The following is a 24,491-nucleotide window of genomic DNA, read 5'->3' on the forward strand; positions in this document are numbered from 1 at the left end:
TGTTCTTGCTAAAAGTGTGGGATCAGAAACGGGCTTTTTCAGGATAATCATAACCTCTCCATGGATTCGCCAGGTATGGGAACGAGCCTTTCAATGCAGCGTCGTTTTTCGTAGGTCCGGCGGTGAAAGTCAACACGTTCAGCAATTGCTGTGAAACCGGTGCTTGCGGGGTGGCGTCGTCGTAGAACAAGCCTACCGCTGCCAGTACCACACCGGATACGGCTTGCAGTTCGATGGTCGTCACGTCGTCTTCCAGCCTGCGGCCGTTCGGGAAACCATCCATATTCGGAATCCATTGCAGGTCGGTATTGGCATTGTAGGCCGGGTCGGTGATGCCCAATACGGCTGCTTGCACCAAACCCAGGTGACTGAATTTCGGGTCGTTCCGCGGCGTTGCGGGTACCGCCATATTCAAGCGGAGCATATCGCCGAGCGTAGGCAGGAAGTTGTGGATAAACGGCTTTCCTTTCGCCAGCGGATTCGTGCCTTTGCCTGTCGCCAGTTGGTACGGGATCAGGTTTGGTACACCGGTGTAGAATATGGGCAGCAAATCCACCGCTCTCGGACTGGCATTATCAGGCAGCAGCAAGGTGCCGAATATCGCGTCGTCCAGTGCAGTGCCCGTCAATGCGGAAGAACCTTTCAACCCATACAAACCCGACCTTCCATTACGGAAATCAAATGCTCCCAGCGCATTGGCCTGAATACGAAGCGCGCTCAATGAAGGTACCGCCGCTCCGAACTTGGAATCATCCATATACAATGCCAGTTCCGGATTGGTGAAGTATTTGGCAAATTCAAGATCGTGGCCCGCATACGGGGTAACGGAGTTCCATTTGTCCTTCATACCCAGCGGGATCACCGCTTCGTTCGTCAGCGGCATGCCCAGGCGCGAAACCTGCACGTATTGACCGTCATAACCCACATCACCGCCATTGTATAGCGTTTTGATCATCTGGCGGCTCGCCGACGCCCACACACCGATCACATAATTTGGATCGAGGATGTTTGCAGCCTGACTGACGTTTTTACCATCCTTTTGGAGCAGGTTAACCGGGATTTTCAATGCGATGGTGTGTACGTTGAAGCGCGCCAGACCGTCTTTCGGCGCATTGGTACTGTTCCCTTCCGGCCGGAAATTGCCCGCATCGAATGCACCCGCGAGGTCTACAAAAAACGGATCGTCTACCGGTCCGCAGAACACCTTTTCACCGCTGGAAGCCGTAGCAATCGCATTTTCCACGAGCGAATTGTAGTCAGGCGCTTCCAGGCCCACCGTTTGTCCTTCGATGGACCGCGGTCCGATGTTGTTCGGAGGTACTACGCCATTGGCGATGATGGTCGTGAAAGTCATACCGCCATCGGTACTTTTCTCACATTTGTAAGTGGTTTTGAGATTTTGTTTGCCCAGCCTGATATTGAAGAAGGTGGTCGGGTCTTCGTTGGTACTTGAAAAGGTGAAGCGGTACGTGATGTCGTCACCGGGCGTCCCCGCCTGGTTTTTGATATGGATTTCATAACGAACATTCGGCCCGAAATTGAAGTAATTGGGGCCACCCTCAGGCGATTCGAACGGAATGTAGTTAGCGATGATCGTGATGGAATTGGGGTCATCGGGGCTTTTGAAAGCGTACAAATCCGTATTATCGGCGAGCGGATCATTGGAAATCAGCGGCGCTTCACGGTGGCTCGAAGCCAGACTGCTCAGCGCACAAGGCAGTAACAACAGGCACAGAAGGGCTCTCCTGAACCTGCAAGGATCCAACATAGAAACTTGCATGAGGTAAAAGTTTAAATACGGGAACGGGAATAAATGTGATCTTAAAGCATAAAAACATCGATGCAAATCCCGACCCCGCAACAGGGCCGAAATCCCGGGAAAAGCGAGCCGCTGCCGGAGAAGAAAGCCGACAGATTACAAGCAACTATTAACGAAGGGCAAAGACGGTGTTAACAACCATTCGGGCTTATATACGCCACTTACAGGGCAGCCGGATGTTCAAACGTTAAAAAAACTTGCAAGCATGGCAAACGAAGGAGTATAATTATGTAAATATTAAATTAAATAAATCAAACTAAAAACATTCAGCCCCTCCGGAACAGCCGAAGTAAAACTATTGCTACAAATCGGCAAGGCCTTGTGCAATAGCGTATTTTGGCTTTATTTTAACGCCAGATTAGTTTAATGCTATTCTTTGAAAGATAATTCGACGAGTTCTGTAAATCCCACTTTGCAATTAATTCGTATATTATCCTATTATTTGCATTCCGGTCGCATATCTGGCCGCGGTAGCTTCGAAACATAACCCATTCTACGTTCAATTTAAGACGGGCAAAGGCTGACTATTTATACCAAAGATGAATATTCTAATCGTTGAGGACGACTTTATCATTGCGAAACATCTCCAATTTTTGCTCAATGGTTTCGGTTACGACGCAAACGATATCGCGACCGACTATACGACAGCCACGGAACTTCTCCACAGCAAGGTTTTTCACCTGGCCGTGCTGGATATTAACCTCAATGGTTATCAAACCGGTATCGACCTTGCCCATTACATACGGGAAACCTGCAAGATCCCTTTTCTTTTCCTCTCGGCCCACGAAGATATTGCCGTTGTGAACGCGGCGTTGCAAGCTGCACCCCACGCATTTTTGCAGAAACCATTTCAGAAGATTACGGTATATACGGCCGTTAAGCTGGCGCTGAAAAACTACCGGCTGGCGGCATTGGCGGGTGAAACTACTTCGGAGGAAAAAGAAGATACGACGGTGATCAAGGACGCGCTGTTCATCAAGGAAAAGCATATGTTCACCAAGATTATGCTCACCGACATCCTCTACATTCGCAGCGACGACAACTACCTGGAACTGCATACGACCAAGAAGAAATATACGATCCGCGAGACATTGAAAAACATGCTTTCGCAGCTTCCTACCAACTACTTTTTTCGCGTACATAAGTCATTCATTATCAATCTGAACGCAATTACAGCGATCGACTACGTACACGTGATGATCAACGATATCGAGATCCCGATCACGAACGATAACCGGACAGAGCTCCTGAGCCGCATAAGAACATTCTCCTGATAACTTGTATTATCCTAAGGAAAAACGGTTACTTACGGTTTCCCCGGCTTCACCCCAGAAAAGCCACACTTCACCCCTTTGATTTGCTGAGGACTTATGTGCGAAGTAATTTTATAGCACGTAAACACCCTCTTCTATTATTACATATATACTTTACCCCGACAGAAGGCCTGGGCTTCAATAAATTTAAAGATTTTTCTGAGGTCCAGGCATCTGTTTCACACCAAAAAACGTAATTAGGTCGATTGAGTACTTTTGGCATGATACTGAGCATTATGCACACATTCGTTTCTCAAACGCACACCATATTTACCGTACCAAACCTAAACTAAATCGCTATCAGTTTTAATTAAATATCGTTGAGAATAATTGAACATCCCCGGGAATTTTCCCTGGGATGTTTTGTTTTAAGTTATTGATAGTCAAGTATTGGCAGGTGTTGTCAGGTATTGTCAGGGGTTGTCAGGATTATCAGATTGTCATTAACAGTCGCTTTTTGTCTGTTATTGTCAGGGGTAGATCAGGTATTTCTTCCGCGTTTCCTTGTACTGTCCCAGTCCGGGCTCCCAGCTCTTGCGGATCTCTTCTTCCGATGCGCCTGCGATGATCTGTTTTTTGAGATTTTCCGTTCCCGAAAGCTTGTCGAAGTTGCCCATTTGCTTACTTTGGCTCATGTCGAAAAACTTCTCCTTGTCGGGGTATGCCTTGTAGAGCTCTGTGAGCCATTTCAGATGGAGTTGGCCACTTTTGCGAATGTCTTTCAGGTCATATTTCCGCAAATCGAGGCCATAGCATTCCTTGTCCTGATGCAGCGGGGTTTCGCTCATGCCTTTGATGCTGTGTGGGGTAAATGAAAAATCGTACTTGCCTTTCAGCAGCGGTGCGCCAAGCACTGTAAAAGGCATATAGGTGCCACGGCCCTGGCTTAGAATGGTGCCTTCGAACATACAAATATGTGGGTAAAGCATCACCGATTGCTGAGTATTGAGGTTAGGGGAAGGCATTACTGGCAATACGTAAGGCGTGTCGTGCGTGTAGCTGGCCACTTTGATGATTTTCAGCTTGCATTGCATTTTGTTGGGCAGCCAGCCCTCGCCATTGATCATCCGGGCTAACTCAGCTATCGTGAGGCCATGCGAGATCGGTATTTTGTACATCCCGATCCCTGAATGCAGGTGGTCTTCCAGAATAGGGCCGTCTACGAGAAAGCCATTCGGATTAGGCCTGTCGAGGATGAGCATTTCCTTATTGTTCTCCGCGCATGCCTCCATCACGTGCCCGAGCGTATTGATGTACGTGTAAAAGCGCGCGCCTACGTCCTGGATGTCGAAGATCATCAGGTCAATCGCCGCCATTTGTTCTTTGGTGGGCTTTTTGAGCTTTCCATAGAGCGAAATGGCCGGGATTCCGGTTTTCGGATCGACGCTGTCGTTCACTTTGTCGCCGTTGCTGGCCGTACCGCGGAACCCGTGTTCCGGGCCGAAAATGGTGACGATATTCACGCCCAATGCTACCAGGCTGTCGACAATCGGTTTCGTGCCGATAATGGAAGTTTGGTTTACGACAATGCCTATCTTCTTTCCTTTCAGGTAATCCAGATATTGCGAAATCTGATCGGCGCCGGTGGTCGGGCCTTTGGCTTTTGTAAGATCTTCGGGCGCCGCGGAAAGCGAATCGGCGATGAACGGACTCTTCTGGGATGTGGAATTGACGCAGTTGCTACTGGTGGCTAATGCGGCGGCGATACTGAATGCTAAGGCTAAGGTTTTCATGGGATTTAGCTGTGGCTTTGATTTTAATGCCACGAAGACACGAATTAGCACGAATTCGTGGACATTCGTGTCTTTGTGGCAAACAAAATTTAAAACAACTTCATCTGCCCAGCTCGCATAAACTGCGAAGTATCCAGAGGTGGCAACTCACGACCCGCAAGATATTTCCGGCAGCAATGCTCGTGCAACTGCCGGATATGCTCCGCGAAGTTGCCTTCTCCTACCATCCGGATTCCAAAACGCGAATCGTTCACCACTCCCCCGTGGCATTCCTTGATCTGGTTCAAAACTTTGGCGGCCCGATCGGGAAAATGATGGTGAATCCATTCGTCAAATAAGGTCGAAATCGCCCCATTCAACCGCACGACCGTGTAATGCGACCATAAAGCTCCATTCTCCGCAATCGCCTGAATGAGCGAAGGTATTTCCTGGTCGTTGAGCCCCGGAATGATCGGCGCCGTCATGACGCCGGTCGGTATACCAGCCTCGCTGAGCGTTTTAAGCACCTGCAAACGCCTTTTACCCGTAACCGTCCGCGGCTCCAACGCACTTCGCAGTTCCTCATTTAATGAAGTAATTGACAGCGCAGCGTGCACGAGGTTCAGTTTGGCCATTTTTTCCAAAACATCGAGATCCCGAAGGATCAATGCGTTTTTGGTAAGAATGCTCACCGGATTGCGGTACCGCAGGCATATTTCCAGCAGTTGTCGGGTAAGCCGGTACTTCTTTTCGCCCGGCTGGTAACAATCGGTATTACCTGAAATATGAATCTGATGCGGCACCCATTTTTTGGAGTTGAAAAGTTTTTCCAGCAATTGCGGGGCATTCTTTTTCACCACAATTTTTGTTTCAAAATCCAATCCTGCCGAGAAGCCCCAATACTCGTGCGAATTGCGGGCGTAGCAGTAAATGCACCCATGCTCACACCCCCGGTAAGGATTGATCGAATGAAAATTGGGCAAATCAGGACTGTCCGAAACGCTCATCAGCGTCTTGGATTCCTCTTCGATGAATTGTGTTTTGGGATTTACCTCCGGATCTTCCCACTGCTGCCAGTCTTCGGAGGTGTACTCGATCTCGTGCTTGAAGAATTTGTTGGGCGTGTTGATAGCAGCCCCGCGCCCGCGTGCCCGGTTGTCCATTGTTTTTCAGTAAGTTGATGAAGTTATGAAGTATGCTAACGAAGGTGTGTGTTGTTGTGGGGCTGAGCGGACCCGGCCGCTCAGCCTCACATCTTACTTGATATACCGGAAGTCCTCCCCGCCTTTCAGCGACAGGAGTACATCGTACATTAGTTGTATTACATTCTGCACGTCCTCTTTGGAAACCATTTCCACGGTGGTGTGCATGTATTTCAATGGTAATGAGATCAATGCGGATGCGATACCTTCTGTCGAGTAGGCAAACGAATCCGTATCGGTACCCGTCGACCGGCTAACTGCCTGGCGCTGGAACGGAATGCTTTTCTCCTCGGCGACGCGGATCAGCAGGTCGCGTAAATTATTCTGCACCGCAGGGCCGTAGCAAATCACCGGGCCGCTGCCGCATTTCAGGTCGCCTTGCTCCTTTTTGTTGTACATAGGCGATTGCGTATCGTGCGTTACATCGGTACAGATTGCCAGATCGGGTTTCAGTCGACGGGAGATCATTTCCGCACCACGCAAACCAATTTCTTCCTGCACCGCATTTACCACATACAATGTAAAAGGCAGCTTCACATTGTTCTCGTGCAGCATACGCGCCACCTCCGCGATCATGTACCCGCCCATGCGATTGTCGAGTGCGCGGCCGAGGTAATACTTGTCGTTCAGCTCATCGAGGCCGTCGGCGAAAGTAACAACCGTACCCACGTGGATACCCATTTCGAGCACCTCGTCCTTTTTGGCCGCGCCCACATCGATGAAAAGCTCGTGCACTTTGGGCACCTGGTCTTTGGCGGTGTCGCGCACGTGGATCGCCGGCCAGCCGAAAACGCCTTTCACGACACCTTTGGCCGTATGCAGGTTCACGCGCATCGAAGGTGCGATGGCCGCGTCGGAACCGCCATTGCGCCGCACGTGGATGTAGCCATCCTCGGAAATGTAGTTCACAAACCACGAAATCTCGTCGGAATGCGCTTCAATCACCACTTTGTAATCCTGGCCCGGGCCGATAACGCCCACAGCCGTTCCGTACACGTCGATAATCTGTTCTTCAATATATGGCTTGATATAGTCGAGCCATATCTGCTGGCCGGTCGATTCGAAGCCGGTTGGCGAAGCATTGTTCAGGTACTTATAAAGGAACTCTGTGCTCTGATCTGACATACTTTTAATTTAAATAACGACTAAAACTGTGTTCTCAAAGGTACTTCCACCAGGCACAGAAACGCCGTTTCCGAAGATAACCGAGGTCGCGTTCGTGGGTGTAGGCTTCCTTTTCAAACGAAATATGAAGATAGGCTAAATAATGACTTCTGAATTGTACGAATCGGATTAAATATTCCACCAGATACCACACATAAAAGATAACCAGCCCGAGTTCAAGCTGTTGCTTCAAATGAATGCGTTCATGATTCAAAAAGTACCGGGAAGGCCCTTTTCGCTTCGATAATATGAATGGGAACAACGCCATTCCATCGACCCGGAGGGAGGGAACGGTAAGGAGGAAGCCTTTGAAACGCATAGTGGTGTTGGGACTGGTTTCAAAAAAGTTGGGTTGCGAAATGATGTCATTCCGCAACCCAACCCATTATATCAATAACCTGATTACTCGCCTGTGAAACGGCTGATATCCAGCACTTCGAACTCCATCATGCCGGCAGGAACCTTGATTTCCGTCGTTTCACCTACCTTTTTGCCCAGCAAACCTTTCCCGATCGGCGAACCTACCGAAATCTTGCCCGTTTTCAGGTCGGCCTCTTCTTCCGACACCAATGTATAGGTAACTTCCATTCCATTCTTACGGTTTTTGATCTTCACCTTCGAAAGTACTGAAACCTGAGAAGTATCCATCGTCGACTCGTCGATCACGCGTGCATTGGACAGGATTTCTTCCAGTTTGGCGATTTTCATTTCGTGCATACCCTGCGCGTCCTTGGCCGCGTCGTACTCTGCATTTTCACTTAAATCACCTTTATCCCGCGCTTCTGCAATTTGTCGTGCAATCTCCGTGCGGCCTTTGGTTTTCATCTCATTCAGCTCGTTCCTCAGCTTGTTGAGTCCATCTTCCGTATAGTATGAAATTTTAGCCATGACCTTTATTTTGTTTATAAGTCTTTTTGATTTTTGAAATTTTACATAAAAAAAAAGAACGGCTCAAAGACCGCTCTACAGAGTTAACGATACTCTCGTAGAAGGCTAGAAGACCTTTTCTTTTCGGTTGCTATATGATTTTGTGTTCACCATAATTTTCTGTTAAGAACGACAAAAATAACAATATTTGTGAATGGTAGCACCATTTTTATCCAAAAGCGCCATCTGATATGTCAAATCCGATGAGAATTATTTTTATGGGGACGCCCGAATTTGCAGTCCCAAGTTTACAAAGTCTGGTCGAAAGCAATTCTAATGTTGTGGCCGTCGTCACCGTTCCCGATAAGCCTGCGGGTCGTGGGCAAAAACAAACGGCTTCACCCGTCAAAATATACGCGGAATCGCAAGGCATCCCTGTATTGCAGCCTGAAAAACTAAAAAACCCGACCTTTCTCGAAGAACTGAAATCCTACAATGCGGATTTACAGGTGGTAGTCGCATTCCGGATGTTGCCCGAAGTGGTATGGAGCATGCCTTCGAAGGGAACGTTCAACCTGCACAGCTCCCTCCTGCCCCAATACCGCGGCGCGGCGCCCATCAACTGGGCCATCATCAACGGCGAAACCGAAACCGGCGTCACCACCTTTTTCATCGAAAAGGACATCGACACCGGCAAAATCATTTTCCAGGACAAAGAACCCATTTTCCCGGACGACAATGCGGGCACATTGTACGAGCGCCTCATGCGCAAGGGAGCAAACCTCGTCGTAAAAACCGTGCAAGCCATCGAAGCAGGCAGTTACCCGCAAGAGCCGCAATCCGAGCCTGCCGACATCAAATCCGCCCCAAAAATCTTCCGCGAAACTTGTGAAATCGACTGGAACTGTCCGACTGTTGAAATTCACAACTTTGTGCGAGGACTTTCGCCCTATCCTGCGGCCTGGACGACGCTGAATGGGCTTTCGTGCAAGGTATTTAAAACGCAAGTTGCTGACGATGAAAGCGACGCCCAGCCCGGCGAGTATCGTTCCGATGGCAAGTCCTACCTGCATTTCCGCACTGGCGACGGCTGGCTGGCAATTGAAGAATTGCAGATTGAGGGAAAAAAGCGGATGGCGGTCGGGGATTTTTTGCGGGGGTATAAATTGTAAGGCGTCCGCATTGTATTACACACTTTTACACACAACTATCTTATGGCCAATACCTACTCGCAGGTTCACCTGCATTTCATTTTTGCTCCGAAATACCGGCAGGCATTGATCGGTTTTCGATGTGACAACATTGACAAAGCAATGCATTGTTATTACATGCCCAACGGCATTGGTTGTTCACATTTCAACCCATCTTTGCAAAAACATTAATCACCTGCATGAAAATTTCAATCATCGTAGCCGCAGCCGAAAACGGCGCGATCGGGAAGGATAACCAGCTCCTCTGGCGACTGCCGGACGATCTGAAACGGTTTAAACAACTTACATTAGGCCACCCCATGATCATGGGACGGAAGACGTTCGAGTCGATCGGAAAACCGCTGCCTGGCAGGACATCCATTGTGATCACAAGAAGTGCTGATTTTGCTTTTGAGGGCGTGATAGTCGTGCATTCACTGGAAGAGGCCCTGAGAAAGGCACAAGAAATTGACGGCCAGGAAGCTTGCATTGTGGGCGGAGGGGAGATTTACAGGCAGTCACAAGCGATTGCGACACATATTTACCTGACGCGGGTGCATACCGAAATCGAAGGGGATACTTTTTTCGAAATCGGGGAGCCGGACGCATGGGTCGAGACGGAAAGAAACCTCCACGAGCCTGATGAGCGCCATATTTTCCGTTTTGAGTTTATTAATTATATTAAAAAATGAGTTCATAAATTATATTAAAAAAGCTGATAAATAAGTACTTTTGTGCCCTCGTAACCCATAGTGACTCAATGAAAGTACAAGAGTAGAATGCAAGTAGAAGTTGAAACCCTTACCATTGAACTAAGCACAGTACCATTCGATAATCGTCCGGTCTTCATCACTGGCAATTTCTGCAAGTGGCTTCCCGACCTGGAAGAATACCGTATGACCATGGTAAGTCCAGGCAATTACCGTTTTCAATTCCCCGAAGACCCGGAGCTGCCCGATATCATCGAATATAAATATACTCGCGGCGGCTGGAACCAGGTGGAACTGGATCGCGCCGGGAAGCCCTATGGCAACCGCATTATTAAAGCCGGCGAAACGCTCATCAAAGACAATGTGATCCGCTGGCAAACCGATATTTCGGCCAAAACAGACCTTTCACCCATTGTTGAAACGGTTTCGGAGGCATTTGAAATCACACAGTTCAGCCGTACCCGCCGCGTACGGGTGCTTCTTCCGCACGATTACTACGAAAACCCGGACCAGCGCTACCCGGTACTTTACATGACCGACGGCCAGAACCTGTTCGGTGAGGGCTCGGAATATGGTAACTGGGAAATAGACAAAAGCCTTGCTGCATTAGCCAAAGAGCATAAGGCCGGTGTGATCATCGTTGCTGTCGACCACGGCGAAGAAGACCGCGTTCAGGAGCTTTCACCGTACGACAATGCCAAGCTCGGCAAAGGATATGGCGCCAAATTCCTGCAATTTATCGCCGGACCGCTGAAAACGCATATCGATGCCAAATACCGCACCAAAACCGACCGGCTCAACACCGGTATCGGCGGAAGTTCCGTAGGCGGGTTACTCAGCATTTATGCAGCACTGATGTTCCCGCAGACATTCGGGAAGTTTATGGTATTCTCTCCGGCGTTGTGGATTTCAGAGAAAATCTACTTCGACACCGTGCATTTCTTCGAGCCGTTCGAAACGCGCATTTACCTTTACGCCGGCGGCAAAGAAGGCACGCACATGATCCCGAACGTCGCCAAACTGCAAGAAACATTGGAAACGCAAAGCTTCGGTTACAGCCGCGTAAAGATTAAATCCACTGTGGACGCCAAAGGCGAACACGCCGAAAAGCAGTGGAGTCAGGAGTTTCCCAAGGCTTTTGAGTGGTTGTTTTTTGAATAGCAAAAGAGGAAGTGTTTGAAACACTTCCTCTTTTGCTATTAGAGAATATATTGGCTCAAATCCCGGTTCTTCACCAGTGCGGATAGCCTTTCCTGCACCATTTCCGCAGTAATGCTGATATGCGCGCCGTCACCGATGACGTCGGGGATATCAAACATGAAGTCGTTGAGGAGCGAGCTCATGACGGTTTGGAGGCGGCGGGCACCGATGTTTTCTACTTCGCTATTGACTTCGAATGCAATGCGGGCAATTTCGCGTAATGCACCGTCTTCGAATTCCAGTTCGACGCCTTCGGATTCCAGCATGGCGGCGTACTGCTTCGTCAATGCATTTTTAGGTGCTTTCAGGATCTGGTAAAAATCACTTTCTGTGAGGCTGTTCAACTCTACACGGATCGGAAAGCGGCCTTGCAGCTCGGGAATGAGATCCGATGGCTTGGATACGTGGAATGCACCGGCGGCGATGAATAGAATATGGTCGGTCTGGATCACGCCGTGTTTGGTATTCACCGAACTCCCTTCTACGATCGGCAGCAAGTCGCGCTGCACGCCTTCGCGGCTCACGTCCGGACCGCTTCCGCCAGAACGGCTGGATGCCACTTTGTCGATCTCGTCGATAAATATGATGCCGAGGTTTTCCGCTTTTTGAATGGCTTCGAGCTTCACCTCGTCCATATCGATCAGTTTCGACGCTTCTTCGTCCAGCAGCAGCTTGCGGGCTTCCTCGACGGTCACCTTACGCTTTTTACCTCGGCGCGGCATCATATTGCCGATCATTTCCTGGATATTCATCATCGAAACGTCGTCCACAGCCCCTCCTATCATCCCTACATTAGGCATCTGGTTTTGCTGAATCTCTATTTCGATTTTACGGCTATCGAGCTCTCCGTTACGGATTTTCTCGCGGAAGCGCTCGCGGGTACGCTGGTTGAGTTCGGCATCGCTTTGCGGCATTTCGTCGGAACCGTTTTCAGTTACCGGCTTGGACGAGCCTGAGCCGTGAACCGGCGGGATCAATGCGTCGAGGATAATGTCCTCCACAGCCTGCTCCGCTTTGATCTTCACCTCTTCTTTTTTCTGCGTGCGCACCATAGCTACCGCCTGCTCCACGAGGTCACGGACCATGCTTTCGACGTCGCGGCCCACATAACCTACCTCCGTGAATTTAGAAGCTTCCACTTTCACGAACGGCGCGTCGGCGATTTTGGCCAGCCGGCGGGCGATTTCGGTTTTCCCGACGCCCGTTGCTCCTATCATTAATATATTGTTCGGGATAATTTCCCGCTGAATGTCCTCCGGACTGTTCATGCGCCTCCACCGGTTCCGCAATGCGATCGCCACATTGCGCTTCGCGTCATTTTGTCCGATGATATATTGGTCAAGCTCGAAAACGATCTGACGCGGTGTAAGGCGGTTAAGGTGTTCTGTCATGTTGATTACGATGAATTCAAAACTTAAAGTCAAAAAGAATTATGCCGGTACAAAATGGCAGAAAACCTGCCGTTGGTAAATCTTTGCGCCCATTACTTTTTGTTCTCTGCCCTTCGATTACTTTTGTCCCTGCATTTGTAATTCCGAAACAATATAAAAAAGAATTATCCCCAACATGAAAAAACTCCTGTCCTGCCTTTTTACCGTTATTGCCTCATTGAAATTATCCTACGGGCAAGGTACTGCCAATCTGGTCGACTATGTGAACCCACTGATGGGTACGCAGTCGAAATTCAGCTTATCTGCCGGTAACACTTACCCGGCCATTGCCCTGCCCTGGGGAATGAACTTCTGGATGCCTCAAACCGGCAAAATGGGCGACGGATGGGCTTATATGTACGACTCCGAGAAAATCCGCGGTTTTAAACAAACCCACCAACCGAGCCCATGGATCAACGACTACGGCCAGTTCGCGATCATGCCCATCACCGGCAAGCTGAAAATCGACGAGGAAAGCCGTGCCAGCTGGTTCTCGCACAAAGCCGAAACTGCCAAGCCACATTATTATAAGGTATACCTGGCGGATTATGACGTTACAACGGAAATAGCGCCCACCGAGCGTGCCGCGCAGTTCCGCATTACCTTCCCGAAAGCCGATACTTCCTATGTGCTTCTGGACGCGTTCGACAGGGGTTCTTATGTAAAAGTCCTGCCAAAAGAACGCAAGATCATCGGTTATACGACCAAAAACAGTGGCGGCGTACCGGCCAACTTCAAGAACTATTTTGTTTTGGTTTTTGATAAATCATTCACATTTTCCTCCGCGTTCCACGGCAAGACTCTGGCCAAAGACACGCTGGAACTGAGCGCCGCGCACGTAGGTGCAGTGGTTGGTTTTAAAACAAAAAGAGGTGAGCAGGTGGGCATCAAAGTGGCTTCATCTTTCATCAGCCCCGAACAAGCCGAATTGAACCTGCAACGCGAACTGGGCAACGACTCCTTCGACGCAACCAAAGCGAAAGGCGAACAGGCGTGGAACACCGAGCTTTCGCGTATCCAAGTAGAAGGCGACAATATCGACCAGATCCGGACATTCTACTCGTGTCTTTACCGCGTGCTGCTGTTCCCGCGCAAGTTTTATGAAATGGATAAGGCTAATAAAGTCGTGCATTACAGCCCTTACAACGGCGAGGTACGCCCGGGTTACATGTTCACCGACAATGGCTTCTGGGATACATTCCGTGCGGTATTCCCGTTCTTCACGCTGATGTACCCGACGCTGAACGCGCACATCATGGAAGGCCTTGCCAATGCATATGACGAAAGCGGCTTCCTACCCGAATGGGCCAGCCCCGGTCACCGCGACTGCATGATCGGTTCGAACTCAGCGTCGCTGATCGCCGATTCATATATCAAAGGTATCCGTGGTTACGATATCAATAAACTGTACGAAGCCATTCTGAAAAATACGCAGAATGCAGGCCCTGTAAGCTCGGTAGGCCGTTTCGGTCATGAATATTACAATGAGCTCGGCTATGTTCCTTACGATGTCAAAATCAATGAAAATGCGGCCCGCACGCTCGAATATGCCTATGCGGATTTCTGTATCGCACAATTGGCGAAAGAGTTGAAAAAACCTCAGACAGAAGTAGATCTGTACCTGAAAAGAAGCCAGAACTACAAAAACCTGTTCGACCCCGAAACGAAATGGATGCGTGGCAAGAATAAGGACGGCAAGTTCCAGTCGCCGTTCAATCCATTCAAATGGGGCGATGCATTCACGGAAGGTAACAGCATTCACTACACGTGGTCGGTGTTCCAGGACGTGAAAGGGCTGATCAACCTCGTGGGCGGACGCGAAGCATTCGTGCAAAAACTGGATACGGTATTTACATTGCCGCCGGTGTTCGACGACAGCTATTACGGCTTCCCGATCCACGAAATCCGTGAAATGCAGATTATGAACATGGGTAACTACGCGCACGGAAACCAGCCTATCCAGCACATGATTTACCTGTACAACTACGCAGGAGCGCCCGACAAGGCGCAATACTGGACGCGTCAGGTCATGAAGCGACTTTACCAGGCAACGCCGGACGGCTACTGTGGCGACGAAGACAATGGTCAGACGTCCGCATGGTACGTATTCTCTTCGCTGGGCTTCTACCCTGTCACGCCGGGCACGACACAATATGTAATCGGCTCACCGTTGTTCAAAAAAGCGACACTGACGATGGAAGACGGGAAGAAATTCACGATCGAAGCGCCTGCCAGCAGCGACAGTAACCTGTACATTCAGGGCGCGAAGCTGAATGGCAAGTCGTACGACAAGACTTACCTGGAACACGCGGATATTCAGAAAGGCGGTTCTGTTGAGTTTGATCTGACGGGTAAGCCTTCGAAAAGCTGGGGAACGAAACCGGAAGTGGTTCCTTTCTCGCTGACACGCTAGCGCAAAGTTCTTGCTTTGCGCGACCTCACCAAAAAACATCACCATGAAACTGTTACTCACATTAATTACCGCCGCGATCTTCTTTGCCGCGATCCCGCGCATGCAGGACGACGAGCTTGCCAAAAGCATCGAGCGCGGCAAAATGGTTTATTCCGAAAACTGCATTTCCTGCCACATGGGCACGGGCGAAGGCATTACGGCCACTTTCCCACCTCTCGCCAAATCGGATTACCTGATGAAAACCCCCGAGAATGCGATCCAGGCGATCAAATTCGGGCTGATCGGCAAGGTTACGGTAAATGGCGTGTCCTACGACAACATGATGCCCGAGCCCGGCCTGGCCAACGAGCAGATCGCCGACGTGATGAATTACATTATGAATTCCTGGGGTAACTCCTCGGAAAAGAAAATGATCACGGTGAAAATGGTGGAAGCTGTGAAAGCGGCGGAGGAAAAGTAAAGCCGGCTTTTGAAATTCGAATACGGCCGCATTGTCCCAATGGACGATGCGGCTTTTTTAGTGGCCAAAGTGGCTATGCGACAGGCTATTATTTACTATTTTAAATAAATCTAAATAAAAACCTTGCCTCCTAACGATTCCCGTCAGATATTTGCGGCACGTTAACTATTTAGTCCAATTTTAAATAAAATGAAAAAACTTTATATTTTCATCCTATTCTTGCTGGCTAGCGCCTCCGCATTTGCGCAAAACGGCAGAATATCAGGACAGATACTGAGCTCGGATGGACAACCGGCAGAGCAAGTTTCGGTCGGAATTAAAGGAACAGCCCGCGGTGCCATCTCGGACAATCAAGGAAAATTCACAATTGAAAGGATCAAACCAGGCACCCACACCTTGCTCGTGAGTTTCGTAGGATTGGCTACCCAGGAAAAAGAAGTGGAAGTGGCAGCCGGTGAAACGGTGAACGTTTCTTTCACGCTTTCCGAAAGCGCTAACGAGTTGCAGGAAGTAATCGTGAAAAGCGGTACTACCTATAAGTCGGACCAGTTTTCATCCAGTATGAAATTGCTCACACCGATCCTCGAAACTCCTCAGAACGTGCAGGTTGTTACGGCAAAAGTACTGGCCGATCAGCAGGTAATCAGCATGAGCGACGGTTTGATCCGCAACGTCAGCGGCGCCGTTCGTCTGGAACACTGGGGTGACATGTATGCCAACATCAGCATGCGCGGCTCCCAAATCCAGGCATTCCGCAATGGATTCAACGTAGTGAACTCCTATTGGGGACCATTGACTGAGGATATGAGCTTCGTCGACCACATCGAATTCGTAAAAGGCCCGGCCGGATTTATGCTTGCAAATGGCGACCCGAGCGGTTTGTATAATGTAGTGACCAAGAAACCGACCGGTCAGACAAAAGGGGAAGTGTCTTTTAATGTCGGCAGTTTTGGCCTCTATCGCGCCACCCTCGACCTCGACGGTAAACTGAGCAAAGACAGCAAGTTCCTGTACCGCCTCAATGTAGCGGCGCAGAACAAAGGTTCGTTCCGCGCTTATGAGTACAACAACCGTTACAGCATTGCCCCGGTAATTTCTTACCAGATCGACGAAAAAACCAAGCTGACGGCTGAATACACTTTGCAATACGCCAAAATGTCGAACGTGGGATCATTCTACGTGTTTTCACCTGATGGCTATGCCAGTTTGCCACGTGATTTCACAACAATGCCTCCCGGGCTCGCTCCTACCAAGATCAACGACCAGAGCGTTTTCGTGAACTTGCAGCATAATTTCAATGCCGACTGGAAACTGACGGCGCAGGTAGGATATTTCAACTACCGCCTGGACGGCAGCAGCATGTGGCCCAACGCCGTAAATCCCGATGGTACAATGATCCGCGGCGTAGGTCTGTGGGACGCGAAAAGCGAAATGACCCTCGGCCAGGTGTTTGTGAATGGTGATGTAAAAACCGGCGCCGTAAGACATCGCATTCTGGGTGGTATCGATATCGGTAGCAAACGTTACTTCGCCGACTGGTCGCAATCCTTCGCGTTGGATTCCACAGGAGCGGAATTTGACCCTAAAAACCCTTACTACGGCACGCCGGTAATGGGTTATCCGAAATTTGACCGCTCCCTGGACCTCGAATCGCGCGCTGCGGCCGGCGGCGGCTTGCAAAACCAGGACTACACCGGTCTTTACCTGCAAGATGAACTTGGCTTCCTCGATAACAAAATCCGCCTGACTTTGGCCGGTCGGTACACTTATGTAAAACAATCGGAATACGGCGGCCCGAACAACGAGGCGAAACACTTCACCCCGCGTGTGGGTTTGAGCATTTCGCTGACTAAAAACACCTCATTGTATGCATTGTACGATCAGGCATTCATCCCGCAATCGGGCCGTTTGGTCAGTGGTAAAGTGAAGCCGATAACCGGTAACAACACCGAGTTTGGTGTGAAACGCGACTGGGCGGAGGGACGCTGGAATACTACACTCGCATTTTACCGCATCTTGAAAAACAACGAGCTGACCGCCGACCCTAACAGCGGCCCCAACTCAGGTCTTAGCATTGTATTGGGACAGAAGCGGGCTCAGGGCGTAGAATTTGACCTTCGGGGTACGATCGTGAATGGCCTTAATTTGACTGCCAACTACGCTTACACCATTTCCGAAGTGACGAAAGTGGCCGAAGGTGTAACGGACGTGAAAGTGGGTGACCTGATCCCCGGCTACGCCAAACATACGACAAATGCCTGGCTGAGCTACAAAGTACAAAACGGTTCGCTGAAAGGCGCCGGTATTTCAGGAGGTTTCACCTACCTCGCGGGCCGCGCTACTACCAACTGGTCGACCTCCAACAGCAGCCTCAACCAGCCCGACTATTTCAAACTGGACGGTGGTGTATTCTGGGAGAAAAACAATATCCGCATCACAGCGAACGTATTCAACATTCTGGACAAATACCTTTACAGCGGCGGCTATTACGACTGGTTGAAATCGTACTACTGGCAGGCTGATCCTCCAAGAAATTACCGTTTGAGCGTTACATACAAGTTTTAGTAGATAGTTAGATCAATAGCAAAAAGGCTTCCCGATGGAAGCCTTTTTTGTGTTTAGACAAAATCACAATGCATTCAGACAGCGTGCGCCATCATCAGTTTTGCACCTTTGATAAATTTCTTCGCCAGGGCATCATACTGTTCATGGATCTCTTTTTGAGCGCCAAACTCCCGCCCTACCTGCGTAAATGCGGTGAGTTCCGAGAAACTTTTCACAATACCGAGCGCCTTCAATCCCATCATAGCCGCCCCTACTGCCCCGGTTTCGACGGTTTCATTCAGTTTAACCGTTTTCCCAAATACATCAGAAAGCATTTGCACCCAGGTAGCACTGCGAGCAAAGCCGCCATTGGCATATATTGTGTCTATTTCCTGCATTTCCATCAGTATTTTGCCAATGCTGTAAAGGTTCAGCAGAATACCTTCCATGACCGCCCGCGCGAAATGCGCGCGTGTATGCGTGATGTCGAGTCCGGAAAAGCCTCCGCGTACGGAAGAGCTCCACAGCGGCGCACGCTCGCCGAGCAGGTACGGATAGAAAAGCAAGCCCTCGGAGCCAGCCTTAATGCCCTCAGCCTCCTTGAAAACCGCATCGTACTCCTCCTTTGGAAAGAAGGTATTCATAAGCCATTCAAAAATGACGGCCCCGTTGTTCGACGGCCCTCCGACGATATAGGTCTTTTCATCGAGCACGTAACAGAAGGTCTGCATCAGCGGATCGGAGAATGGCTTGGCGGAGCAAATCCGTACTGCCGCGCTCGTACCGATTGTAACGGCCATGGAACCGGTCCTGATAGCGCCGCTGCCCAGGTTGGCCAGGCAGCCGTCGCTCGCGCCCATGATCAGCGGTATGCCTTCGGGCAGTTTCCCGGCATTGCCTTTCGGGAGCTTTACAATATGATAGGGAGATACCGCCGCAGGCAGCTTTTCCGCCTTCAAGCCTAATTTTTTCAATGTATATTCATCCCATTGCAACTCGCGGATGTTGAACATGCCGGTGGCGGAGGCAATGGAGTAATCGACCAGAAACTCGCCCGTGAGCCTGTATACGATATATTCTTTCACGCCCACGAATTTGCTCGTCTTGCGGTAAAGATCCGGCTCGTTTTTCCTCATCCACAACAACTTGCACACGGGCGTCATCGCATGGATGGGCGTTCCATTGTTGTTGTAGATCTTCTTGCCTACTTGCGATGCGCGCAGCTTGGTTGCGACATCGGCGCTGCGGTTATCGGCCCAGATAATGAGGTTGGTGAGTTGCTTGCCCTCCTTGTCGAGCGCCAGCACGCCGTGCATAGCGGCACTGAAACTGATCCCGACCGGATCGCCCTGGTCCTTTAACTTGGTGGTTACCTTTTTCAGCGTTTTGCAGGCGGCCTGAAAAATCTCTTCCGGATCCTGCTCGCTCCAATCGGCACGCGGGTGCTGCATTTCATAACTTTCACTATGCGAAGCAAGGATTGTCCCGGAAACGGTATCGAAAGCGACTGATTTGACGTTTGTTGTGCCGATATCACAACCGATAATATAGGGCATTGGCAATTGTTTTTGAGGCAAAACCCGCATTCCTGCGCAGGAGAACTACGGCCTGTGATTACTGAAACAAAAGTATGGATTTTGGGATTGATTTATTATTTTCGCACCATCGAAAGCTATTAATACATTCCGAATATGTCTGAAACATCACATACCGAGTCTTCTTCGCTGCCAACCTTTGCGTACATCGCGGCGTTTATCATCCTTTTCATTATCCTGGCAGTATTTGGCGACCTGTTCACATTCATCCTCGGAAGTATCGGTCTGGTTGTGACTTTCGCTGCATTTTACAAAGACAACAGCCACGACGATCATCATTGACAACCGGCCCGCGAGGGCATGATCATATTTAACGAACGGCCAGCTCAGGAAGGACATTGACTACTTCCCAATCGAGCTGGCCGTTCGCTTTGTTGACGGTCCAGCTTTCTTCCAGCACACAGGTATCTTCCAGGTCGCGGTATTCGGCGACAAGCTGCTCATTCCGCAGCACCAGCTTCACGAAGCCATTATAGCCTAGCACACGGCCCTTGATTTCCTTTCGGATACGTGTGTCATAATAATCCACTTTATACAATTCCCCCGCATCACACGGCCCGGTCTCCACCGGAAGCCCTCCGTGCCCGATACAGCGCCCGTAAGCCTGCGGCCCCTTGCCGTTCCGGTCGAACCGGTAGGCTACCATCCGGTGATCGTGGCCCCATATCCATACCACAGGCCTTTGCGCATCGCCCATGAGCTTTTGCAGCTGCTCGCCGGGCCGGGCATATTCCTCGCGGAACGCCGATATATAAGGATGGTGGCTTAAAAACATAATGCCGCGTGTATCGAGCGGGTCGCCCAGCTTTACTACATCGCGCAGCCAGGCCACCTGCTCTTTCCGTAAATGGCAATCCGGCGGCGAGAGGATCTCAAAAAACGGCCGCCCAACCGAAGTATAGCCGGTATCGATGCCGATAATGCGCCAATAATCGTTTTCAAGGCAGAAAAAACCGGCCTGCTGCGTCTTGCGCACGTCGCCTACCTGCGCGTACATGGCGGGAAGCAGGTGCTGGAAGAATGCATTGCCATTGGAATACATTTCATGGTTCCCTGAAAGCGCCAGGCTCCCGGAGGCACCATAATACCAGGAAGCGTAGGGCGCAGTAAAATTCTCCTCGACCTCTTTCGGTGTTCCCACAAAATAAATGTCCCCCATATGGACCGTGTAATCGGGCGCATGACGTGCCACCAGGTTGGCCACGGCATCGGACTCGGCCGTATCGCTCGCCCAATCGGAAAGCAATGCAATGCTGATCTCATCACGGGATGCGATGGAAGATTGCAACGGATAAATGCCGGTGTCGTCGTTTCGCGGGTACGCCTGATATGGGTGGCGCGCGCCAAAGCGGCTGCGCAAGTAATGCCACGCAAAGCCTATGAGATTGGTTTTGAAAAACTCAGAAATGACGTTGGTGACCGACGATGTCTGCTTCACCCGCTTTTCGTACAGTTCCAGCTGGGTTTTCGCGTGGTTCTCGGCTTCACTATGGCCGAGGTCGAGGTATTTTTGCGCGCGTTCTTCCGAAGTTCCGGGCATAGCGGTCCTTTGCGTAAATGGGTGTGGATGGTAAATAAAAGAATAACCGGGTTAACCTCAACGATCATAGCAGGATTTTCTTGAAAGTCAGCCACTATACAATGTCACCGATCAGCACATTACCATTAGTTAAATATTTGATTACCATGTTGACAATCGCGTTTCATACCGTTACCTTTCGCGAAAATAGATCAACCACCAAACACAAAAATCGAATGAAAAGAATCGCTATTATCTGTATGTTTTTACTCGCGGGCAAAGTTGCATCCGCACAAACCATGACTGCCAAATACGTTGCGGATTGGGAACGCGCCAAAACCTACACCAAGGAATACCTGGATGCTATGCCGGAAGACGGATATGCATTGAAACCTACCCCTGAGATCCGTTCGTTTGCAGCTCAAATGGACCACCTCGGCGACGCGAATTACGCGTTCATTTCGGCAGCATCCGGCAAAGCGAAGCCCGGCGAATCGCTCGAAAAACGCGCCGACCAATCGAAAGCTGCCGTAACCAAAGGAGTAATGGAAAGCTACGATTTCGTGATCGCCGCATTGAAAGGCATGACCGACGCCGACCTCGGCAAAGATGTGAAAGTGTTCGGAATGGATATGAAAGCCGGTACCGCATTTGAGAAAGCTTTCGAGCACCAGACTCACCACCGCGGCCAGACGACCCCTTACATCCGCATGAAGGGTGCGACGCCTCCGAAAGAGAAGTTATTCTAAAAACAAAACAGGGCCGGCTCATTCGAACCGGCCCTGTTTGCTATCAGCTTTGTCCCGACAGCTTGCTTTTCAGATTGTAGAGATTCAAAGCGAAAAAGCTGTAAAACTTCATAAAAAACGGCGGGATGATGAAATCGCGGATCACCTCTTTTTTCCGCTCCGGTGAAGGTTCGGCCATCGAAAGGTATTTCACGGCATATTTGACCCTCGGCCAGTAAGTTTCGCCATATTCCCTCGAAAACAGCATTTTATAATAGTAGGTCGCGATATTCTTCGTAAGGCGATCGTGGTATTTGTATTTCAGCTCCTTATCGATATTGGAATACATTTCGATGCGGTTGAAAAGAAAATCCTTTCCATAATGGTTATCCGCAAAGCTCGCGCCTCCTCTTTGCTTCCGGTACACCGACATCACTTCATCGATATATCCGATCGGCCCGCGGGTCGCGAGCATGATATTACGGGGAATATCGCCGCTGGTCGACAGGTTCGTCCATTCCGGGTCCGGGTTTTGGGCAAAATCCTCCGTCCGGAACATCAGGCTCGACGTCGCGATAAAGCAAAGCTCATCCTCCCCAATGAGGTCGTCGACCGTAAATTCCTTCTTGTTAATCCAGTTGACCAGGTGCGGCGGGGCTGCATTGTCATCGTAAATCACCCATGCATTGTGGAAAGAAGCCGAGTAATGCGGATTGGCGTCCATCATCTCGACCTGTTTTTGCAATTTGTCCGGAACCAGCAGATAATCGTCGCCGTCGAACTGAGCGATATATTCGCCCTTTGCCGCGGCAAAGGTGGCCAATGCATTAAACTTCCCATTCTGGCCCATGTTTTTCGGGTGTAACAAAAGCCTGATTTTATCGGGAAAACGCTGCTGGTATTCGGTTAATATCGCCCGGGTGTTGTCTTTGGAAAAATCATCTCCCACAATGATCTCGAAATCAAATGTAGTCTGCTGCATCAGAATCGAATCCAGCATTTTCGCTACAAATTTTTCGTGGTTGTAGGTGACTACACACACGCTCACTTTTATCATAGTCACTATTTCATTGAATAAGCGGAGTCGCTCGTCACAAATTTAGCTGAATTCTCCTCAAAATCTCCGCGCCGCTAGTTTACGGTTCCTTTATGGCGAACTTCCGGGCACATAACCGCATTGCCTCAAAATAAATTCGGAGGGAAATGAATCCGGCGGCACGATCGTTTAATTTTGGTATCGTTTTCCACAAATATCAGAAGAATGCTTGCTTCCCCCATTACCGACAAACGCCCGCTATTCCGCAAACCACAGATATTTAACCAATTTCCCGAACTGGTTGCCGCCGAAAGCACACGCCACGGCGGCGTAAGCACCGGGCACTACGCTTCGCTGAACCTCGGCGGTTCGCAGGATACCGCCGAAAATATCATGCAAAACAACCTGTTATTTTTCGGAGCACTGGGAATCCCTTTCGAAAACGTCGCCAAAGCGCACCAGGTGCATGGTACCGACATTGTAACCGTAACCGCGCCGGCCCGTTTCGAAGGTTTCGACGCATTGGTAACCAATGTGAGAGGCATTCAACTCGCGGTAACCGTCGCGGATTGCACCCCGATCCTCATTTATGACCCCGTGACAGGTGCAGTGGCGGCCATTCACGCGGGATGGCGCGGTACCGTAGGCGGGATTGTTGAAAAGACGGTAGCCACCATGCATACCAATTATGGCACCAGACCCGAAGATTGTTTTGGATATGTAGGCACATGCATCGACGAGTGCAGTTTTGAAGTAGGTGAGGATGTGGCACAGCATTTCATCCCGACCTATAAACGCCTGGACGCCAGTTCCGGCAAGTTTTTCGTGGACCTGAAAGCCTCCAACCGCGACCAGCTCATCCGCAGCGGCGTGAAGCCCGGTAATGTCGAAATATCCCCGTACTCTACTGTCGTGCACAATGACGATTACTTTTCGCACCGCGCCGAAAAGGGCCTGACCGGGCGCCTGCTCGTGACGATAGGCCGCACCAGCTGAGCCATATAACGACACGACCAGCAACGGCATACCGCTGCTGGTCGTATTAATGTGTTTTCTTCTAATTTATGCTTTCTCTGGTGCCGGTGCAGCCGCATCTGTTTTGGGAGCGGCAGGGGCTTTCTCGGCAGGCTTGGCAGGTGCCGCTTTCGGTGCGGCTGGCTTTGCAGCAGGTTTTGGAGCGCTCGCTTCTTTACCTACGGTCGGCTTCGCCGGAGTTGCCACAGGCGCTTTGGACGACGCCGCCGCTACCAGAGCCGCAACTTTTTCCTTCTTCTGCGCCTTAGTTTTCTTGCCTTCTTTCTTATCTTTTACTTTTTTCTCGGCGTTCTTGGCTTCCTTGGCTTTCTTTTTGAGGGTTTCCTTTTCAAACTTGGCTACTTTCTTTGCCAGTTTGGCGGCCGCTTTCTCAATCGATTTCTTTATTTTTTTCGAGCCGGCAGAAACTGCTTCAATCTTTCCGGTAAGCGTCTCAGCAATCTCTGTCGATAACTTCTTGGTAGCGGATTTCATAAATCTGATATTAAGAATTTCTTTAATGATACATGGAGCACAGCCCGAAACGGAGCTGTAACGCGTCAAAATTGCCGTCA

General features: G+C 50.0%; 21 protein-coding genes. 10 read left to right on the forward strand and 11 right to left on the reverse strand.

Annotated elements, in window-relative coordinates; translation table 11 throughout:
- Positions 1–22: 22 nt before the first annotated feature.
- The gene (locus BMW93_RS03320; protein ID WP_229240163.1) at positions 23–1,780 is read right to left on the reverse strand and encodes a DUF4331 domain-containing protein; all 1,758 of its coding nucleotides are present in this window, start codon (positions 1,778–1,780) and stop codon (positions 23–25) included.
- A 578-nt stretch (positions 1,781–2,358) separates the two neighbouring features.
- Here BMW93_RS03320 and BMW93_RS03325 point away from each other — a divergent pair.
- Complete coding sequence (locus BMW93_RS03325) at positions 2,359–3,093, forward strand: LytTR family DNA-binding domain-containing protein (RefSeq protein WP_090373741.1); 735 nt, start codon at positions 2,359–2,361, stop codon at positions 3,091–3,093.
- A gap of 509 nt (positions 3,094–3,602) precedes the next feature.
- Here BMW93_RS03325 and BMW93_RS03330 read toward each other — a convergent pair.
- The 5 genes from BMW93_RS03330 to greA form a co-directional block, all read right to left on the reverse strand.
- Positions 3,603–4,865, reverse strand: coding sequence for an exo-beta-N-acetylmuramidase NamZ domain-containing protein (locus BMW93_RS03330; protein ID WP_090373742.1), 1,263 nt, complete (start codon positions 4,863–4,865; stop codon positions 3,603–3,605).
- A gap of 89 nt (positions 4,866–4,954) precedes the next feature.
- Positions 4,955–6,007: a PA0069 family radical SAM protein gene (locus BMW93_RS03335; protein ID WP_090373743.1), complete on the reverse strand. Its 1,053-nt coding sequence runs from the start codon at positions 6,005–6,007 to the stop codon at positions 4,955–4,957.
- 93 nt (positions 6,008–6,100) lie between these two features.
- Complete coding sequence (locus BMW93_RS03340) at positions 6,101–7,171, reverse strand: M42 family metallopeptidase (RefSeq protein WP_090373744.1); 1,071 nt, start codon at positions 7,169–7,171, stop codon at positions 6,101–6,103.
- A 34-nt stretch (positions 7,172–7,205) separates the two neighbouring features.
- Positions 7,206–7,529: a hypothetical protein gene (locus BMW93_RS03345; RefSeq protein ID WP_090373745.1), complete on the reverse strand. Its 324-nt coding sequence runs from the start codon at positions 7,527–7,529 to the stop codon at positions 7,206–7,208.
- A gap of 83 nt (positions 7,530–7,612) precedes the next feature.
- Positions 7,613–8,098, reverse strand: a complete 486-nt coding sequence (gene greA, locus BMW93_RS03350) for a transcription elongation factor GreA (RefSeq protein ID WP_090373746.1) — start codon at positions 8,096–8,098, stop codon at positions 7,613–7,615.
- Positions 8,099–8,355: 257 nt separating this feature from the next.
- Between greA and fmt the strand changes: the two genes are divergently transcribed.
- From fmt to BMW93_RS03365, 3 genes are all read left to right on the forward strand, one after another.
- A complete protein-coding gene (gene fmt / locus BMW93_RS03355) occupies positions 8,356–9,249 on the forward strand; it encodes a methionyl-tRNA formyltransferase (RefSeq protein ID WP_090373888.1) in 894 nt (297 codons plus the stop codon).
- Positions 9,250–9,467: 218 nt separating this feature from the next.
- Positions 9,468–9,959: a dihydrofolate reductase gene (locus BMW93_RS03360; RefSeq protein WP_090373747.1), complete on the forward strand. Its 492-nt coding sequence runs from the start codon at positions 9,468–9,470 to the stop codon at positions 9,957–9,959.
- A gap of 87 nt (positions 9,960–10,046) precedes the next feature.
- Positions 10,047–11,138: an alpha/beta hydrolase gene (locus BMW93_RS03365; protein WP_177193988.1), complete on the forward strand. Its 1,092-nt coding sequence runs from the start codon at positions 10,047–10,049 to the stop codon at positions 11,136–11,138.
- A gap of 38 nt (positions 11,139–11,176) precedes the next feature.
- Here the strand turns inward: BMW93_RS03365 and hslU are convergent, their stop codons facing one another.
- Positions 11,177–12,568: an ATP-dependent protease ATPase subunit HslU gene (gene hslU / locus BMW93_RS03370; protein ID WP_090373748.1), complete on the reverse strand. Its 1,392-nt coding sequence runs from the start codon at positions 12,566–12,568 to the stop codon at positions 11,177–11,179.
- A 175-nt stretch (positions 12,569–12,743) separates the two neighbouring features.
- Between hslU and BMW93_RS03375 the strand changes: the two genes are divergently transcribed.
- The 3 genes from BMW93_RS03375 to BMW93_RS03385 all read left to right on the forward strand — a co-directional run bounded on the left by BMW93_RS03375 (position 12,744) and on the right by BMW93_RS03385 (position 18,045).
- Positions 12,744–15,020, forward strand: coding sequence for a GH92 family glycosyl hydrolase (locus BMW93_RS03375; RefSeq protein ID WP_090373749.1), 2,277 nt, complete (start codon positions 12,744–12,746; stop codon positions 15,018–15,020).
- 43 nt (positions 15,021–15,063) lie between these two features.
- Positions 15,064–15,480: a cytochrome c gene (locus BMW93_RS03380; protein WP_090373750.1), complete on the forward strand. Its 417-nt coding sequence runs from the start codon at positions 15,064–15,066 to the stop codon at positions 15,478–15,480.
- Between the two features lie 189 nt (positions 15,481–15,669).
- On the forward strand, positions 15,670–18,045 hold the full coding sequence (locus BMW93_RS03385) for a TonB-dependent receptor (protein WP_090373751.1): 2,376 nt from the start codon (positions 15,670–15,672) through the stop codon (positions 18,043–18,045).
- Between the two features lie 74 nt (positions 18,046–18,119).
- Here the strand turns inward: BMW93_RS03385 and BMW93_RS03390 are convergent, their stop codons facing one another.
- Positions 18,120–19,580 carry a gluconokinase gene (locus BMW93_RS03390; RefSeq protein ID WP_090373752.1) on the reverse strand — a complete coding sequence of 487 codons (1,461 nt, stop codon included), beginning with the start codon at positions 19,578–19,580 and terminating at the stop codon, positions 18,120–18,122.
- A gap of 135 nt (positions 19,581–19,715) precedes the next feature.
- Between BMW93_RS03390 and BMW93_RS03395 the strand changes: the two genes are divergently transcribed.
- Entirely contained in the window at positions 19,716–19,901 is a 186-nt protein-coding gene (locus BMW93_RS03395) for a hypothetical protein (protein ID WP_090373753.1), read from the forward strand.
- 28 nt (positions 19,902–19,929) lie between these two features.
- On the opposite strand, the gene BMW93_RS03400 is transcribed toward BMW93_RS03395, so the two are convergent.
- On the reverse strand, positions 19,930–21,159 hold the full coding sequence (locus BMW93_RS03400; protein WP_090373754.1) for a metallophosphoesterase: 1,230 nt from the start codon (positions 21,157–21,159) through the stop codon (positions 19,930–19,932).
- A gap of 215 nt (positions 21,160–21,374) precedes the next feature.
- Here BMW93_RS03400 and BMW93_RS03405 point away from each other — a divergent pair, with 215 nt between their 5' ends.
- The gene (locus tag BMW93_RS03405) at positions 21,375–21,887 is read left to right on the forward strand and encodes a DinB family protein (RefSeq protein WP_090373755.1); all 513 of its coding nucleotides are present in this window, start codon (positions 21,375–21,377) and stop codon (positions 21,885–21,887) included.
- 43 nt (positions 21,888–21,930) lie between these two features.
- Here the strand turns inward: BMW93_RS03405 and BMW93_RS03410 are convergent, their stop codons facing one another.
- Positions 21,931–22,923, reverse strand: coding sequence for a glycosyltransferase family 2 protein (locus BMW93_RS03410; protein ID WP_090373756.1), 993 nt, complete (start codon positions 22,921–22,923; stop codon positions 21,931–21,933).
- Between the two features lie 204 nt (positions 22,924–23,127).
- On the opposite strand from BMW93_RS03410, the gene pgeF reads away from it, so the two are divergent.
- Positions 23,128–23,898, forward strand: a complete 771-nt coding sequence (gene pgeF, locus BMW93_RS03415; RefSeq protein WP_090373757.1) for a peptidoglycan editing factor PgeF — start codon at positions 23,128–23,130, stop codon at positions 23,896–23,898.
- A 66-nt stretch (positions 23,899–23,964) separates the two neighbouring features.
- Here the strand turns inward: pgeF and BMW93_RS03420 are convergent, their stop codons facing one another.
- A complete protein-coding gene (locus BMW93_RS03420) occupies positions 23,965–24,411 on the reverse strand; it encodes a histone H1/H5 family protein, HCT subfamily (RefSeq protein ID WP_090373758.1) in 447 nt (148 codons plus the stop codon).
- Between the last annotated feature and the right edge of the window lie 80 nt (positions 24,412–24,491).

The sequence above is a fragment of the Dyadobacter sp. SG02 genome (genome assembly GCF_900109045.1).
In the GTDB taxonomy this organism is placed as follows: Bacteria; Bacteroidota; Bacteroidia; order Cytophagales; family Spirosomataceae; genus Dyadobacter.